Raw genomic sequence first — 416 nt, 5'->3', positions numbered from 1 at the left:
TTGTCGGTCTGCATGCAAGACGGACCGAAAGCGGTGGCGTCTCGCACCCCATCCCATCGCTTCATCGGCTGCGGCGCGCGCCAGCGCAAATTCCCAACTGGAGGTTCGGCAAAGGGAATACCCTTGAAGCTGATCACTCCACCAGCTTCGGCACCCCGAATTGTGCCGGAATCTATTGTGACCTTGTCGTCGGTCGCAGATTGAGCTGCAAATGATCCGGCCGCGAAGAATGCAACGGCGACCAAACAAACGTTCAGACAGGAATAGGCCATCACTGAACCACCCGTGTACCGTTCACCATGCACGGCGGAAGCTACCAGAAAGCTGAACCAGTGGCGCGGTCATTCACAAAGCTGTTGTCCATCAAGTTGACGGACCGTCGTTATTCCCCAACCTGTAAGCGCCGAGCACGAGAC

1 protein-coding gene is annotated in these 416 nt (G+C 57.0%); it reads right to left on the bottom strand.

Features of this window, described 5'->3' with window-relative positions; translation table 11 throughout:
• Positions 1-272, bottom strand: a 272-nt coding sequence (locus tag ACR9ZK_RS21710; protein ID WP_481344032.1) for a carboxylesterase family protein, incomplete at its 3' end; no start/stop codon positions are given.
• Positions 273-416 lie beyond the last annotated feature (144 nt).

Source organism: Monashia sp. HAY1-5C (genome assembly GCF_056755255.1).
The sequence above is the reverse complement of the archived record's forward strand: the minus strand, read 5'-3'. Positions and strand labels throughout refer to the sequence as shown.